Annotated in this window: 11 protein-coding genes; 1 reads left to right on the top strand and 10 read right to left on the bottom strand. The window is 37.1% G+C overall.

The features are described 5' to 3' along the window. Positions 1 to 185: 185 nt before the first annotated feature. From I5M32_RS10475 to I5M32_RS10465, 3 genes are read right to left on the bottom strand one after another with little or no spacing between them, the layout of a single operon-like run. Complete coding sequence (locus tag I5M32_RS10475) at positions 186 to 1,577, bottom strand: TolC family protein (protein ID WP_200586188.1); 1,392 nt, start codon at positions 1,575 to 1,577, stop codon at positions 186 to 188. Continuing rightward, complete coding sequence (locus I5M32_RS10470; protein WP_200586187.1) at positions 1,567 to 2,901, bottom strand: HlyD family secretion protein; 1,335 nt, start codon at positions 2,899 to 2,901, stop codon at positions 1,567 to 1,569. Before I5M32_RS10470 ends, I5M32_RS10475 begins: the two co-directional genes overlap by 11 nt. 1 nt (position 2,902) lies before the next feature. After that, a complete protein-coding gene (locus tag I5M32_RS10465) occupies positions 2,903 to 4,579 on the bottom strand; it encodes a peptidase domain-containing ABC transporter (protein ID WP_200586186.1) in 1,677 nt (558 codons plus the stop codon). A gap of 125 nt (positions 4,580 to 4,704) precedes the next feature. On the opposite strand from I5M32_RS10465, the gene I5M32_RS10460 reads away from it, so the two are divergent. After that, entirely contained in the window at positions 4,705 to 5,391 is a 687-nt protein-coding gene (locus I5M32_RS10460) for a TetR/AcrR family transcriptional regulator (protein WP_200586185.1), read from the top strand. A gap of 52 nt (positions 5,392 to 5,443) precedes the next feature. Here the strand turns inward: I5M32_RS10460 and ftsZ are convergent, their stop codons facing one another. The 7 genes from ftsZ to murD all read right to left on the bottom strand — a co-directional run bounded on the left by ftsZ (position 5,444) and on the right by murD (position 14,479). After that, complete coding sequence (gene ftsZ / locus I5M32_RS10455; protein ID WP_200586184.1) at positions 5,444 to 7,078, bottom strand: cell division protein FtsZ; 1,635 nt, start codon at positions 7,076 to 7,078, stop codon at positions 5,444 to 5,446. Positions 7,079 to 7,204: 126 nt separating this feature from the next. Next, complete coding sequence (ftsA, locus tag I5M32_RS10450) at positions 7,205 to 8,548, bottom strand: cell division protein FtsA (protein ID WP_200586183.1); 1,344 nt, start codon at positions 8,546 to 8,548, stop codon at positions 7,205 to 7,207. Positions 8,549 to 8,550: 2 nt separating this feature from the next. After that, a complete protein-coding gene (locus tag I5M32_RS10445) occupies positions 8,551 to 9,417 on the bottom strand; it encodes a cell division protein FtsQ/DivIB (protein ID WP_200586182.1) in 867 nt (288 codons plus the stop codon). Continuing rightward, positions 9,410 to 10,765 (bottom strand): UDP-N-acetylmuramate--L-alanine ligase, encoded by a 1,356-nt coding sequence (gene murC, locus I5M32_RS10440; RefSeq protein ID WP_317193123.1) that lies wholly within the window; start codon positions 10,763 to 10,765, stop codon positions 9,410 to 9,412. Before murC ends, I5M32_RS10445 begins: the two co-directional genes overlap by 8 nt. Beyond that, positions 10,766 to 11,866, bottom strand: a complete 1,101-nt coding sequence (murG, locus tag I5M32_RS10435; protein WP_200586181.1) for an undecaprenyldiphospho-muramoylpentapeptide beta-N-acetylglucosaminyltransferase — start codon at positions 11,864 to 11,866, stop codon at positions 10,766 to 10,768. Between the two features lie 101 nt (positions 11,867 to 11,967). After that, the gene (locus tag I5M32_RS10430; RefSeq protein ID WP_200586180.1) at positions 11,968 to 13,143 is read right to left on the bottom strand and encodes an FtsW/RodA/SpoVE family cell cycle protein; all 1,176 of its coding nucleotides are present in this window, start codon (positions 13,141 to 13,143) and stop codon (positions 11,968 to 11,970) included. 1 nt (position 13,144) lies between these two features. Further along, a complete protein-coding gene (gene murD, locus I5M32_RS10425) occupies positions 13,145 to 14,479 on the bottom strand; it encodes a UDP-N-acetylmuramoyl-L-alanine--D-glutamate ligase (protein ID WP_234461936.1) in 1,335 nt (444 codons plus the stop codon). Between the last annotated feature and the right edge of the window lie 18 nt (positions 14,480 to 14,497).

Here is a 14,497-nt window from a genome sequence, read left to right as displayed (position 1 = left end):
TTGTTTAAAGATAATAAATACCTAATTAAAGGTATCTTTTACAGTTTATATTACCACAATAAATCAAATAATTACTTAAAAATATGGGGTAAATGTTTAAGGTTTTAGATTGTTAATGAAATAGACGTTCTGTTTGTTAACAAAAAAGCTTTCTTAAACGATTAAATGCTTGATGTACCTTTGGGCTAAATATTTAAGTACAGATTGCCGGCCAGCCAAATTGTTTTAATTTTGGATTTTTTCAGTTTTGCTTCCGTTGCCAACAGCTTTTCCCTAACTTCTATCAGCTTGCTTTCCCTAGAATTTATCAAAAACAATGAACTATCGCCAAATTTGAACTTTAGCTCCTCTCCGTTTAATAGTTGCATAGAAGATTTGTAGGTTTGGTTCAAGATATTCACTTGGTTTTGGAGCGTGAGGATCTCAAAATTGTTTTGCCTCATTTTATTAACCAACTCGTTCCTTACCATATCTTGTTCTAGTTGGGTTTGCCTTATTTTAATCTTTGTTTCGGCAAGGTCAGCTCTTGCTTTTGCAAACGTTAGCGGAAATGAAAAACGGATATTGACCTTGTTGTTATCCTGCCAATAATTACCATTTATATTTCTCAATAAAGATTTCCCCTGGTTAAGTACCCCTAATTGCAAACCCAGTTCAGGTTTCAAACTTTCTGCCTTCAGCCTTCTCTCCACATTTAAATCGTTGATCTTAAATTCGTAGCTCAATAATTTAGGGTTGTTACTGGTTTGTAGATCAGCATTTAGAGGTATATCCAAAGAATCCGGGGGGACAATGTATAATTTGTTTGCATCAACGGCTTGGTTGTTTTGTAACCATAGATAGTTGCAGAGCATTAATTTTGAATTTTGCAGCTCTAGTTGGGCTTGTTGTAGCATACCTTCCCTTTGTTGCACCATCAATAGAGCCTCAACGGTATCAATTGCAGGTTTATCGCCATTTTTAAAACCGGTTTTTACGGCATCAAAACGTGTTTTTGCTAAGCTTAATGCTTCTTTATGTATCTGGGTAATTTTATAGTTATTGTACCATTCTATATAATTAGTTGCCGCTTCTAAAAACAGATCGTTTAATATTTTGCGCTTTTCGTTTTGCGATGATTGTTCAAATATTTTAGCTTGCTTAATTGCCGCCCTTCTCTCATCAATAAACAAACCTTTACCAACATTAAAGTTGATACCAACATAGCTTAAACCTTGCTTTGGCAACTTACTCTCTGGATTTAAGTAAGCCCCTTCTGCCTGCGAGTAAGAGCCTTTTAATTCTACACCATACCATAAAGGCAATTTTATCTGTGGGGTAAAAAAAGTATAGTATTCTGTGCCGTCGTAATATTTTTGGTCAAAATCTGCCTCGATCTTAGGATCAAAACCGCCCAATGCTTTTGTCCTTTTCACTTTCGCCAGATCTACTAACAAATTGGCTTGTTGGCTTATAGGGTGGTATTTTTTGATGATATTGAAAAAACCTGACCAGCTTAAAGTATCTACTGCCTGTTGTGCCCTTAAAGGTAAAAACCAAAAAAAAGATAACGCTAAATAGATTAGTTTACTTTTCATCTTTATCTGCTTTAGGAGATTCATAAAAATCTGGTGGGAAACCATTTATCTGCCGCCAAAGCTCATACCCTAAGGGTACATTCTTTAACAAAGTGATGTTTTTGGTCCCAGATCCATATCTTATTTCTTTTGGCCATGGTTTTTTCCCACCCGGTGAAACCCAAACCCTAAATTGCCCGTTTTTATTTATAGATTGATCAATAGCAACCACCTTACCTTCAAAAATACCATAAGATGCCTCTGGCCAGCCAGAAAAAACAATGGCGGGAAAACCATCAAACTGGATTTGAACTTTCTCACCGATATTTATTAAAGACAGATCTAAAGGGTTGATAAACATTTCTACCGCAGGCTCAAACTCGGTAGGTACAATCTGCATCAGTGGCTCACCATCTTTAACCGTTTCGCCAATGCCAGCTTTTACCGATCGCAATACTTGCCCATTTTGAGGTGCGGTAATGATATAAAAACCTTGTCGTTTTTTATAGTTGGCATATTGGTTTTTCAGCTTTGCAACTTCGCCCTCTGTGGCAGAAACTTGAGATAACGCGGTAAATTTATCTCCTGCTGTTTTTAATATTTTTTCTGAATATTCTTGCTGTGCTGCCAATAGATCTAACCTTATGTTTAACAACTCATTTTTTGTATTAAAAAATTTGCTTTCTGCACTTATTTTTTTGGATAGCGCATCTTGTAAATATTGTTGCTTTTGCTCTAGATCTGTTAAAGATTTTAAGCCTGCATCAAACATTTGCTTTTGCCTGTTAAGCTGTTCTTTAGCTATTTTATATTGATTTGTAGCGGCAATTAAAGCTATGCTATCCGATTCTACTTTTAAGTTGAATTGCTTTAACTTGTTCTGGATCTGTTGCAATTTAAAATCTAAAGATAATTTTAATGCCGATTGTTGCCGAACCGCAGTATTTGCTTTTTGATCATAAAAATCTATGGCTTCTGTTTTAGCTTTTATCTGGTCTTCAACCCTAGCCAGTAAAGATTCGTCAAGATAATCCTCCTTAACTTCGCTGATCCTCAACAATGTATCTCCCTTTTTCACATACTGCCCGTCTTGGATATACCATTTTTCTATCCTCCCGGCAATAATGCTGTTGATCTGTTGCGGTCTTTGGTTTGGACTTAATGTAGATACACTGCCCTTAGACTTGATGTTCTGTGTCCAAGGTAAACATAGAACAACCACGCTACAAATTAGGGCAATGGTAAATATAGTTACCAAACTGTTTGATTTTTTTTCTTTGATTACCTTCGCAAAAGAATCAAATTCCATCAATTTATCGGTATTTGCTTTAGTTTGTAAGAACATATTAAACAATTTTGATGTTACCGCTATTCATGCTAAAAACCTTATCGCACTTGGCAGAAAAAATATCATCATTACTGATAACAATAAGTGTTAAGGGATTATTTTTGGATACCAAGTGGTTTTCTATTTTAACTTTTGATAGTTGATCTATACCAGAAAAGCCTCCTTCTATTAGCATCAACGAAGGTTTTTTAAATAAGCACCTCGCAATCAATATCTTTTTTGCAACATTGAAAGATAATCTTTTACCCTGCGGATCGATCAAAGTATCAAGCCCTTTTTGTTTCGTGTTAACAAAATCAGACAGGCCTACCAAGCTTATTATTTTTTGCAACTCATCTATGTTCACATCGGTATCGCCAACCGTAATGTTTTCTAATATAGTCCCAGAAAAAAGTTCGTCCTCACTTAGGTAAAACGCTACCTCTTTATGTAAAATCCCTTGTGATAGGTTACTAAGAGGTATGTCATTATAAGTTAACTGTCCGATATAATTTGGCCACATACCGGTTAAAACTTTTATCAACGTAGATTTACCCGATCCTTCAAAACCTTTGATACATATTTTTTCTCCCGCCTCAACAGATAAATTCAAATCTTTTAGCACCAAACCGTCTTCGCCATATCCAAAATTTAAGTTTTTAGCGGTAATTTTTATACCTGCTGTTTTTGGCCAGTTTTTAAGGCCGATCAAAGCATTTTCATTATCTTGAGGCTTATCCAATACCTTGTTTATTTTCTCTAACGATGTTAATACATCATAAACCACCTCTAAACTAACGATCAATTTTTCTATGGCGTTGATGATGGTTATAATAATGATCTCTGTGGCTATGAACTGGCCAAGGTTAATGATTTGGTTGATAAAAAGAAAAGCGCCAACGATCAACATCGCCGCCGTTATGATTACCTTAAAGCCAATGATTACCCGATATTGAAATATCAAAACAGAAAAATGCTGGTTTCTAGAATCGAGATAGCCCTTTACCAATTCATCTGTTTTTTTTAAGTGCAGGTCTGATTTTTGGTTAAATTTGAAGGTTTTGATGCTTCTGCTAATTTCTTCTAACCAGTAGGCTACTTGATACTTAAAATCCGACTCTTGGATGCTGCTAGTAAATCCTTTTGAGCTGCTCATATAAAATATAACCACACCGATAATTAAGAGTAAAACCCCAAATAATATAAATATGGGATGATAAAAGCCTAATAATATAAGCCCAAAAAGTACTTGGATGGTAGCTGTTGGTAAATCTAACAGTAATTTAGAAAGGCCCTTTTGCAAACTGGCGGTATCAAAAAACCTATTTACCAATTCTGGCAGATAATATTTATCGATGCTTAACAAATCGATCTTGGGGATGCGGTAAGCATAAGAAAAGGTTAACCGGGTAAAAATGCGCTGTTGCAAATTCTCTATTACCCTCATTTGTTTAATTTGAAAAACACCATTCATGAAAACCCCAAAAATAACCAAGGCGATCATTACCACTAAAGAGGTGCTTATGGTAACCCCAAACATTAAGTTTATAATAGCTTGGATACCCAAAGGAAGCGATAATATTATTGCCCCATTTAAAACGGCATAGATGTAAACATTTTTAATCTCGTTCTTTTCGAGATTGATCAATTGAAATAGCTTTTTAATTGCAGCTCTTAATGATTGTTTATCCGTCATGTTGGTATAGCTATCTTACAAAGATATAAATTACTTTTACTATTAATAGCATTACTATCACAAACAAAAGTAACGCTTAATTTTATGTCGAAAAGATATATATTTGCAGCAAAAGATAGGAATTTATGGAGTGGCAGTTACATCCTAAAATGAACGGCAAGCTTTATCTGAAAGATCCCGAGCAGAGCGAGATTGGAAAGCGTATTATCATCAAAGGAACGTACCTAATAAGGAAAATTGGTTTTGAGGCCTTTACCTTTAAAAAATTGGCGGAAGAAATTGGTACTACAGAAGCTACCATATATCGTTATTTTGAAAACAAGCACCGTTTATTAAACTACATTGTGTCTTGGTATTGGCATTGGTTAGATTATCAGGTGCTTTTTAATACCAATAACGTTGCCGATGCCTCCATAAAAATAAAGACCATCATAAAGATATTGACCTGGCAATTAGAAGAGAACCAAAGCAGTATCCACGACATCAATTTAGAAGACCTTCATGAAATTATTATCGCAGAAGCATCTAAGGTATATTTGACAAAGCATGTTTCTGAAGATAACAAAGAACAATTATTTAAACCTTACAAAAATCTCTGTCAGCGTATTAGCGATGTTATACTATCTTATAACCCAAATTATACATACCCACGCTCTTTATCTAGCACATTAATAGAAATGGCGCACTTTCAAGATTTTTTTATGAGAAACCTACCTTCTTTAACCGACTCGTCAAAAGAAGAGAGCCTAGGTTTTGTGAGAGCATTTTTAGAAAACCTAGCATTTTCTGCGCTAGAAAAAGGTAAAGCATAAAGCATAAAAAAACCACCCAAAAGGTGGTCTGTTATTCTAAGTTTTGTGTTTATCAATCTACATTATCATGTAAAAAAGAATTGTTTTGCCTTATCTCTGTTTGGCCATCTTCATTGCTTAAAGTAAACCTAGAAACATGAGAATCTGAAGAATGCGGTACTTCCTTTAGCTGTGTTTGCCTTCTTTTATAAGCAGGTTCGTTCTCTAGTTCTTGCAAGCCAGAGGTAGAACGCAACTTCATGCTTAAATCTTTAAGGCGTAAAATACGTTCTTTAGATTTGCGCAATTGCTCTTCCATAGATTCATCGGTTTTGTGATCATCAACACTAGCAGTGATAACTTCCTCCTCCTCTTCTTCTTCTTCTTGTGTTTCTTCAAGCTGAGCTAATGGTTGTGCAAATTCAGATTCAGAAAGTTTCATGCTGAAACCAAAGTTATCTGTTTCTGTTTCTTGTTCTTCTTCCTTTTCTAAATCAAACAACTGATGCTTAACCACATCTTCTAATTTTTCTTCTGTTTGTTGCTTTGCAGATACAAACGGAATCTCTGCAAATAAGTCGGCTTGTTTTTTGGCCTCTTCGTCTTTTGCTAAAACAACCGGCTGATTTTCTTCCTTCTCAACAATTGGCTCTACTTTTTTAGAGAACTCATTTATTGGCCTTATCAAAGGAGTATCTGTTGTTAAGAATTGTTTCTTTGGTGCACTTTGCTTGCTTTGCTCTCTTTCTTCTTGCGTTTGGAAACCAGTAGCGATAATGGTTACGGAAACATTATCTCCCAATTCTGGATCGGTACAATTTCCCCAAATTAAATCGGCAGAAAGGCCTGCTTGTTCTTGTATAAAATCTGTGATGATACTAACCTCATCCATGGTTACTTCCTTATCTCCAGAGCTGATATTCAACAAGATATATCTTGCGCCTTCAATCTCGTTATCTTTTAATAATGGAGAAGCCAAAGCCCCTTCAACCGCTCTTAAAGCCCTGTTTTCGCCTTCGGCAGAAAAACTGCCCATAATGGCTACACCGCTATCTTTCATTACGGTACGCACATCTTTAAAATCCACGTTTATATAACCGGGAACGGTAATGATTTCTGCAATCCCTTTTGCAGCGGTAGTTAAAATATCATCGGCTTGGCCAAATGCAGAACCTAAAGTTAGGTTGCCAAATATCTCGCGTAGGCGATCATTAGAGATAACCAAGTAAGAATCTACATATTTTTTCAGTTCTTCCAAACCTTCTTCGGCTTGCATTTTTCTACGTTTGCCCTCAAAAGAAAACGGAGTTGTAATTATAGCAACAGTAAGGATATCTAATTCTTTTGCCGCTTTGGCAATAATAGGACTTGCCCCGGTTCCGGTGCCGCCGCCCATTCCTGCTGTTATAAAAAGCATGCGGGTGTTTGCGCCCAGCATTTCCTTCACATCGTCGATATTCTCTATTGCAGAGTTTTTACCCACTTCCGGGATAGAACCTGCTCCCATACCCTCTGTTAAACTAGCACCCAATTGCACCTTATTAGGGATTGGGCTTAGCTCTAAAGCTTGCGCATCGGTATTACAGATAATAAAATCTACACCTGTAATTCCTTGCCTGTACATGTGGTTTACCGCATTACCACCGCCACCGCCCACACCAATTACTTTGATGATGGATGACTTTTCTTTTAACATTTCAAACTGCATATCCTTAATTATCAGTTAGTAAGTTTTTATTTTAATCTGACTTAATCTACCCGTAATATTAAATAATTTTCCACATTAGTTTTCCACAAATGTTAATTGTGTGGAAAACTTACGCCATGTTGAAAACTACTTTAAAAAATCCTGGTCGGATATATCATCCTTAATGAATTTTTTGGTGCCTTCTAACAATGAAGCAAACAGCCCTCTGTTTTTGCGGGGTGTTTCTACCGCATCTATTTTTTTAGCTGGCCTGTTTTCTAATTGCGAGTTTAGCTCTTCTTTTTCAATCCCCTTGATCAACAAGCCAATACCGGTGGCATACATCGGGCTTTTTAGATCTTCATAAATGTTCTTTGATAAAGTCTCGTTTTTAGCCAGATGCTCATTTGGATAACCAACCCTACAATCTAAACCTGTTACATACTCAATTAATTGTGGCAGATGTTTCAATAATGCGCCACCACCAGTTACCACTATACCGCCGATCAGTTTTTTCTCATAACCAGAAGATTTAATCTCGTAATGTACATGGTCTATAATTTCTTCCATCCTGGCTTGGATCACAAATGCCAAGTTTTTTACAGAAATCTCTTTAGGTTCCCTGCCTCTTAAACCCGGCACACAAATAATCTCGTTCTCTTTATTTTCTTCTGCCAAGGCAGATCCAAATTTTACCTTCAACAATTCTGCTTGGTTGCGCATTACAGAGCAACCTTCCCTAATATCTTCGGTTACGCTATTTCCCCCGAAAGGGATAACGGCAGTATGCCTGATGATGCCTTCATGGAAAATGGCCACATCTGTTGTACCGCCGCCAATATCAACCAAAACAACCCCCGCCTCTTTCTCTTCTTCGCTCAATACAGATTCTGAGGATGCCAAAGGCTCTAAAATTAGGTCTTGGGTTTCTAAGCTGGCTTGATCTACGCATTTCATGATGTTTTTGATTGCCGTAACCTGGCCTGTAATGATATGGAAGTTTGCCTCTAACCTTACTCCCGCCATGCCCACGGGATCTTTTATCCCTGGCTCGTTATCAACCGTAAACTCTTGAGGTAAAACGTGTATGATCTCCTCGCCCGGGTTCATGGCCAGTTTGTACATATCGTCTATCAATTTATCGATGTCTCTTTTAGAGATTTCGTTGCTTAAATCTTTTCTGGTTAAAATACCCCTGTGTTGTAAACTTTTAATGTGTTGGCCTGCAATACCAACGTTCACTATTTTAACATCCACATTAGATTGGGCACTACCTTCTTCTACCGCTTGTACAATTCCTTTCACGGTTTTGGCAATATTAGAAACGATCCCCCTGGTAACGCCAGCGGATTCGGCCTTGCCCAAACCTAAAACTTCGATTTTACCATGCTCATTGCGCCTGCCAACGATAACGCAAATTTTTGTTGTGCCAATATCTAGCCCTACAACTATAGATGAGCTTTTTGATGGTTTGGTTATACTTTTTTCCATGATCAGTATATATTATTTGTTGAATCTTTTGATATAATTTGGTTTGCTGCACTATCGGGCTTTATCTCGATAGGTTTCTTTTTTATTAAAGTAGAATCTGCTTTTACACAAACAATTTGATTTTTAAATTTTAAGTTTATGGTACTGTAAGCGTCCCAGCCAACTTTTGGTATAGCTTGTTTATAAAAAATTAGGAGATTTCTAAACTTCTCATCAATTAAATCTGCATTGCCCAAAATTATTTTTTGCTTCCCTACCCTTGGCACCAACTCCATGTCTTTTTGGTTGTTAACATAAATCTGTACAATTTGCCTGCTCCATAAACTATCTGCATCTATAAACTTGGCGGTTGTAAATAAATCTTTTGCCACCTGTGTTTTTAAAGTATCTATTTTATCGTTATAACTTTCTAATATTGCACCGTTAGCCACCAAAACCCTTGCGGTAAAGTAATCTGATAAAGGGATTTTTAAACCATTTTGATCAACGTAAAAATCTTGCCCAACCATGTTCAAAATCCTTAAAACAGGTACCCTTTGCTTAACATCAGCATGAAGTACCCCATCCATATCTATATATACTTTCGCATATTCTATAAATGGGTTGGCCTTTAATTTATCTTCTAATTTTTGGATATTGATATTCTCTAAACGCCTACCCACCAACAAACCATTTTTATCTTTTAATATATCATCAATCTCTGCCCGCTCTACAAAAAACTGGTTGCCGGGCAATATTACTTCTACCTTTTGGCAGGTGTTTTCTGCTTTCTTTATTTTGATAAAACTCATCAAAGTAATTACGCCAGAAAGGCTTAAAAGCCAAACAAACATAATCCCTACCGCTTTCCAATTGATACGTTTAAACATGGTTCATTACGTTTTTGATAGGTAAAACCAAAGTATCGATATCGCCCGCACCAACCGTTAAAAGTAGCGGTGGGTTTTCATTTCTGATAATTTCTAGCGTTTCTTCTTTTCCACAAACCCTTACCTTATCGCTATCCATCTGATTGGCCAAAACCTGGCTGCTAACACCTATGATCGGTTTCTCCCTTGCAGGGTAGATGTCCAATAAAATCAATTCATCAACCGTGTTTAAGACTTTTACAAAATCTTGTTCAAAATCTCTTGTTCTAGAGAAAAGATGCGGTTGAAAAATAACCGTCAGTTTCTTATTTGGGTATAATGACCTTACAGCCTCAAAACAAGCTTTTAACTCGGCCGGATGGTGTGCATAATCATCAATGTAAATTCTCTCAGCTTTTACATGATACTCAAACCTGCGTTTTACTCCTTTAAATGAAGATAATCCTAATCTTATTTGATCAACATTCAATTTCATTTTTAACGCAATTTCTACCGCAGCAACCGCATTTTCTACGTTGTGTTTCCCCGGCAAGCCTAATTCTAGATCTTTTATGCTGGTGTTTTCATTTTCAAAATCGAAAAAGAAGATGCCATCCTCAATTCTTACATTTAATCCTTTGGCTTTCGCCGATGATGATAAAGCGTAAGTTGTACCATTCTCAAGGTTTAACCCTTCCCTATAAATTAATCCGCCTTTATCTTTTACCTGCTTTGCAAACTGCAGAAAAGATTCATGTAATTGTTCTTCTGCCCCATAAATATCCAAATGATCGGCATCCATAGAAGTGATAACCGCCAAATCTGGATGTAGCGTTAAAAAAGAACGGTCAAACTCATCTGCTTCAACCACCAATACATCGCTTTTACCGATCAAAAGATTAGAATTGTAATTGGTTGCGATACCTCCCAAAAATGCAGAACAATCAATATCCCCGCATTTTAATAGATGTGTGATCAAGCTGCTTGTAGTGGTTTTGCCATGCGTTCCGGCTACGGCGATGGTAAACAAACCTTTAGATATCATCCCCAAAACTTGGGAACGCTTATAAAGCTCGAAACCATTAATCTTAAAATATTTTTGGATTTTGCTGTCTAAAGGGATGGCGGGTGTATAAACGATCAGCGTTTCATTATCCTTCTTTTGGAAAGATATAGGGATAAGATCTGCCTCATCCTCATAAGAAATACAGATACCTTCTTTCATTAAAGACTGTGTAAGGCCCGTTGGTGTTTTATCATAGCCGCAAACCAGGTATCCTTTTTGATGAAAATAACGAGCGAGCCCACTCATCCCGATCCCGCCTATACCGATCAGGTAAACTCGTTTTATGTTATTCAAATCCATCATTTATTTTGCGATATTAATTACTTGGTTAGCTATCAATTCATCGGCTTTGGCCAAACCCATTTTTGCGATATTATTAGCAAGAGAAACCATTTTATCCTCGTCCCTTAATAATTTCATCGTTTGATCCACCAATTCCGACTCGGCATGGCGATCTACTATTAAAATAGCGGCATCTTTACTTACCAACGCATTTGCGTTTTTAGTCTGATGATCTTCTGCCACGTTTGGCGAAGGCACTAAAACCACTGGCTTATTCACCAAACAAAGCTCGGCAATGGTGCCCGCACCGGCCCTAGAGATAATTACATCTGCAATGGCAAAGGCCAAATCCATTCTGTCTAAGAACTCATAAATCCTGATTCCCTCTGCTTTTGATTGATTGCCATATCTTTCGATGATGCTTTTATAATAGAATTTGCCTGTTTGCCAGATCAATTGTACTTGGTTTTCTTTAAAAGTTTCGAGCCCGGCCATCATACTATTATTTAAAGTGCCTGCGCCTAAACTGCCGCCAACAACCAAGATTGTTTTTTTATCGGGGTCTAGCCCAAAATATTCAATAGCTTCTTCTCTTTTACCCTCTACCGCAATAGCATTTTCCCTAACTGGGTTTCCGGTTTTTATGATTTTATCTGCGGGGAAAAACTTGTTCATCCCATCAAACGCGACACAAATTTTCTTTGCCGATTTACCTAAGAATTTATTGGTTACCCCAGCATAAGAATTCTGTTCTTGTATTAGATAAGGTATTTTTTTTAACGATGCCGCATATAACAATGGCCCTGAAGCATAGCCCCCTACACCAACCACGGCATCTGGTTTAAAATTATTGATGATCTTAAACGATTTTAACAAGCTGCCAATGATCTTAAATGGCAACAATAAATTTTTTGCCAAGCCACTTCTTTGAAAACCTTGAATATCTAACCCAATGATTTGATAGCCCGCGGCCGGAACTTTCTCCATCTCCATTCTTCCCAAAGCACCAACAAATAAAATCTCTGTTTTGGCATCAAGCTTTTTCAAAGCATTGGCTATAGCGATAGCAGGGAAGATATGTCCTCCGGTGCCGCCTCCGCTTATGATTATTCTTTTTGCCATTAGCCTCATCCTAAATCCTTCTCTAAAGGGAGAAGGGCTTTTTTATTTTGTTTTGTTCCTTTTTATTAATAATTTTCAAAATAATACATCATCAAATCAAATTAGGCCATTGCTGGTATTTCTCCAATTATCACCTTTTCTGCTTTACCGCTGTTTTCTTCTTTATATTCTTCTACATCTTTGCTTACCGATAAAATGATCCCGAGCGCAATACTGGTAAACAAAATAGAGGTACCCCCCATGCTTATTAAAGGTAAAGGAACCCCAGTTACCGGAAACAAATTAACCGCCACGGCCATGTTTGCCAATGCTTGTATAGTTAAACTAAACCCCAAACCAGCCGCCAATAATGCCCCAAATGCTTTAGGTGCCTGGGTTACAATTTTCATGATGCGGTACATGAGCACCACGTATAATAATATCACTACAAAACCTCCGAAAAGGCCATATTCTTCTACGATAATTGCAAAAATAAAATCTGAATAAGGGTGCGGAAGAAAGTTTCTTTGGGTGCTGTTACCCGGCCCTTTTCCCATCAACCCACCTGTTGCAACTGCAATTTTTGCTTGGTTTTGTTGAAAAGTTTTATCAGAATTTTGCATCTCGGGATGTAGATATGCTTTAACCCTATTGATGTAAACCCCTCTTCTTGGCCCCAGTAACACCACAATCAATAACAAGATCAGCAATCCACCACCCACCACGCTAATTTGTTTAAAGCTTACCCTACCGATCAATAGTAAAAGAACACCAACACCAGCAAGCATCATTGCGGTAGATAAATTGGCATAAGCAATTAAGATAAAAATAGTTCCCATTGGCAATAAAAGCCATAAAACCGTACTCCTAAAATCTTTGATGTTGGTTTGATGTTTGGTTAAGGTACGGGCTAAATAAGTAATTAGGGCCAGTTTTGCTAAATCTGAAGTTTGGAAGGTTAAACCCGTTCCCGGGATGGCTATCCATCTACTTGCATCGTTTACGTGGCTACCAAAAACCAAAGTGTAAACCAATAATGGGATGGTAAGCACCATTAACACTTTAGAAATCCCGGCGTAATATCGGTAATCTAAAAGGTGCGCAAAATATATCAATACAAAACCCAAAACAATAAAAAGTAAATGCTTAAACATTAACGATTCTGATCCTACTCCTCTTTTATAGGCCAAAGTGCCGGTTGCACTATAAACCGCCAGAACAGAAATTAGGGAAAGCAAAATGATGATAAGCCAGATCCACCTATCGCCTTTTGTTTGGTTAAGTATTGCCTTTATCATGTTATAATTCTTTTACGGCGGCCTTAAATTGGTTGCCCCTGTCTTCGTAGTTTTTAAACAAATCAAAGCTTGCACAGGCTGGTGAAAGCAAAACAGTACTGCCTTTTTTTGCCATGTGGTAAGCAATTTGTACTGCTTCGTTTGCAGAAAAAGTATTTACCATTACTTCAACATCGTCTTCAAAAGCATCGTGAATTGCCTTGTTATCTTTACCTAAACAGATAATGGCTTTTACTTTTTGGCGCACCAGTTCTTTAAGCATGGTATAATCGTTCCCTTTATCTACCCCTCCCATAATTAAGATCACATCGGTATTTAAACTTTCTAGCGCATACCAAACAGAGTTGACGTTGGTTGCCTTAGAATCGTTTATAAAAGTTATACCAGAAATATTGGCCACAAATTCTAAACGGTGATCAATATTTTTATAATTTCCCATGCTCTCTCTTATAGATTCATTTCTGATCTCTAAAGTTTTAGCTAAGATGCCAGAGGCCATAGAATTATAGGTATTGTGCTTACCTTGTAATGCTAGGTCTTGGATAGTCATTTCAAATTGATCGGAGTTGCTGAGGTTTATCATTAGATTATTTGCTTTTAAATATGCGCCATTCTTCAATTCATGCTCTATCGAAAAAGGATGTTTCTGACTTTTTATATCGGCCTTGGCCATGTAATTCTTTATTTCTGGATCATCATCACAATAAATGAAATGATCTGCCGAGGTTTGGTTTTGCACAATCCTGAATTTAGATTTTACATAGTTTGCCATTTTGTAATCGTACCTATCCAAATGATCGGGGGTTATGTTCAATAAAACCGCTAGATCGGCTTTAAACCCATACATATCATCCAACATAAAACTGCTGATTTCCAATACGTAATAATCAAAGTTTTCTTGGGCAACCTGCCTTGCAAAACTTTTGCCGATATTGCCCGCCAAGCCCACGTTTAACCCTGCGTTTTGCAGAATATGATAGGTTAGCATGGTTGTGGTAGATTTACCGTTAGATCCCGTAATGCAAATCATTTTGGCATCGCTATATCTGCCAGCAAATTCTATTTCAGAGATGATAGGGATATTCTTTTCTTTCAGTTTTTTAACGATGCTCACTTTATCTGCAATACCCGGGCTTTTTACCACTTCGGTTGCATTTAAGATCAGTTCTTCTGTATGCTTACCAGATTCAAAAGAAATTTGATAATGGTTTAATTCATCCTGATAAACTTGTTTTATCTCGCCAAAATCAGATACAAAAACTTCAAAACCTTGTTTTTGTGCCAAAATTGCAGCACCAACACCGCTCTCGCCGGCACCCAAAATAACGAGCCTCATCCCAGCCTTCTCAGAAGG

The sequence above is a fragment of the Pedobacter segetis genome, from assembly GCF_016623585.1.
GTDB lineage: Bacteria > Bacteroidota > Bacteroidia > Sphingobacteriales > Sphingobacteriaceae > Pseudopedobacter > Pseudopedobacter segetis.
The sequence above is the reverse complement of the archived record's forward strand: the minus strand, read 5'-3'. Positions and strand labels throughout refer to the sequence as shown.